The organism is Thioalkalivibrio sp. ALE23, from assembly GCF_000378545.1.
Taxonomy (GTDB): domain Bacteria; phylum Pseudomonadota; class Gammaproteobacteria; order Ectothiorhodospirales; family Ectothiorhodospiraceae; genus Thioalkalivibrio.
Window position 1 is genome coordinate 1 of record NZ_KB900071.1, and the last position, 2,087, is coordinate 2,087.

At 54.5% G+C, this 2,087-nt stretch carries 3 protein-coding genes and 1 pseudogene; 3 read left to right on the forward strand and 1 reads right to left on the reverse strand.

Features of this window, described 5'->3' with window-relative positions:
• The first annotated feature begins 159 nt into the window (after window positions 1–159).
• The 3 genes and pseudogenes from F573_RS15155 (at window position 160) to F573_RS0113825 (ending at window position 1,637) form a co-directional block, all read left to right on the forward strand.
• A complete protein-coding gene (locus F573_RS15155) occupies window positions 160–441 on the forward strand; it encodes a hypothetical protein (RefSeq protein WP_155986694.1) in 282 nt (93 codons plus the stop codon).
• A gap of 80 nt (window positions 442–521) precedes the next feature.
• Window positions 522–587: pseudogene (locus F573_RS15580) on the forward strand (SEC-C metal-binding domain-containing protein); the annotation flags it as partial.
• A 135-nt stretch (window positions 588–722) separates the two neighbouring features.
• Complete coding sequence (locus tag F573_RS0113825; RefSeq protein ID WP_231384432.1) at window positions 723–1,637, forward strand: hypothetical protein; 915 nt, start codon at window positions 723–725, stop codon at window positions 1,635–1,637.
• A gap of 246 nt (window positions 1,638–1,883) precedes the next feature.
• Here the strand turns inward: F573_RS0113825 and F573_RS0113830 are convergent.
• Window positions 1,884–2,087 (reverse strand): integrase core domain-containing protein (locus F573_RS0113830; protein ID WP_019022872.1); only part of this gene is annotated, 204 nt, incomplete at its 5' end.

Consider the following 2,087-nt stretch of genomic DNA (forward strand, 5'->3'; position numbering starts at 1 on the left):
TCATCGGTACGCCTGAATGGGTTTGGGGTGAGAGCCACCCATTCTACGGCGGCAGCTGGCCCACCCCTTCCGGGTTCAGGCGTTGCAGTTATTCTGTGAATTCAGGTGGCGATATCGTTTGGCCTCCTTGGCATGGTGGCTGGAGGGGGATTGTACGGTATGTATATAAACTACGTCGGCAAAGCCGCATACGTGCAAGCGGATACCCATGGTCTCATCGGCAAGTGTGTCATGTTAAGAAATTCCGGCAGCGCCGAGGAAATTGATGGTTATTTTGAAGTCATTGAGCGGAAATGGCCGAATATCCAGGAGTCGGATGCGATCGTAATAATGCGCGATGCGGCTAGCGGAGGGGATGCAAAACCAAAGAGCATGGGTGTTGTACTTAAATCATGTCTTGAGGATATAAATGAGCGGAAGCGTGAACTTGGTGGCAGCTAACCAGGTCGTTGAGCCGGACGCCCCAATACGCTACGGTCCTTGGGGCGCGGCTCACGGCTGACGTTAGATAGTGGATAACGATGAAGATCGGCAGAAATCAACCGTGCCCGTGTGGCTCCGGCAGAAAGTACAAACACTGTCATCTGAATAGGCAGCAGCAACAACCCGTAACGGAAGGTCAGGTTCGGGGGATGGCGTCTCGACACACCATCCCTAGCAAGTGCCTACATCCTTATGCTGGAAGCGGCGAATGTCAGGGCAAGGTGATCAAGTCCCACACGGTGTCGAAGTCCAGCACGCTCCGGAAAGTTGCGCGCGATGGGCACATCTACCACTTCAAGCCTGACATCAACGCGTTGTTCGAAAATGGCGGGAAGCTATCTTGTGCTTCTGTAGGAATCAACCACGCATCAACGTTCCCCGGCTTTTGCAGAAAGCACGACAAGGAGATGTTTGCTCCAGTTGAGGACACCCCTTTCAAGAGCAACGAGTGGCATACGTTCCTGCTCGGGTACAGGGCTTTAACCAAGGAAATATACGCAAAGCGTTCCTCGCACGCCCTTATCCCACAGATGAGAGAACTAGATCGCGGCCGGAATGTAATGGAGCAAGCAGGTCTGCAGCAGTTTCTGGACTGGTACAACCAAGGCGTGGAACTCGGGCTGCGGGACCTATACCACCACAAGGAGCGTTATGATGAGGTCTTTAAGGCCGGCGACTACTCCTCATCGCGGTACCTGGTGTTGAGATTCGCCACTGTTCCTAACATTGTCTTTTCTGGGACGGTATATCCTGAGTACGACCTTGCCGGCAACCGTCTCCAGAATTTGGCTCACGAGGAGAAAGTTCTCGAGTCAATGGCGGTGAATGCGATCGCTACGGAGAAAGGTGGGGCTATAGTCTTCCACTGGTTGGGAGATAGTGCAGTGAATACGCAGTTCGCTCAGTCGGTTATTGCCCTTCCCGACGGTCAGAAAGCGTCCGCCATCACTCAGTTCGCGTTCGAGACGTTTGAGAATCTGTTCATAAGTCCAGACTGGTGGGATGGGATTAGTGCGGACCTAAGAAGTGCGCTGGCAGAAAGAGTCCTATGCGGCGGAGGGGCTCGGCAACACAGCCCGCAGTGTTTTATACGAGATGGGAGGTCCTACTTCCGCTGGATTGACTGCACGGTGAAGCACAATCTTGACATCTAACAATGCGCTGGAGAGCGACCGAGAAAAGCGCTCGCGCGCTTTCCCCGGCGCCTCAGCGCCAGCGTTAGCTCGGATGTAACGCGCACCTGCTTTGCGTATTGGGCATCATCTTAAGAATGACATAAACAGAGAAATTTCGGATGCTTAGCTTCCTCTCAAGAATACTCGGAAAAGGAAGGGGTGAAGATCCCCAAGAAACCACCGGGTTGACGCATGTTTGTAATGACCCCCGGGTTTTTGCACACCCTACGCGCTTAACGCGGGGTGGGCCCGTGGCGCCGCATAGCCCAGTGCCTGATGCGGCCGTTGCTCGTTGTAGTACCGGATCCAGTCGCCGATCACCGCCCGTGCGTGACCCAGGGACTCGAAGCGGTGCTGCCAGATGCACTCCTCTTTCAGTGAGCGGAAGAACCGCTCGATCAGACCGTTCTGCTCCGGCGTGTACGGTGT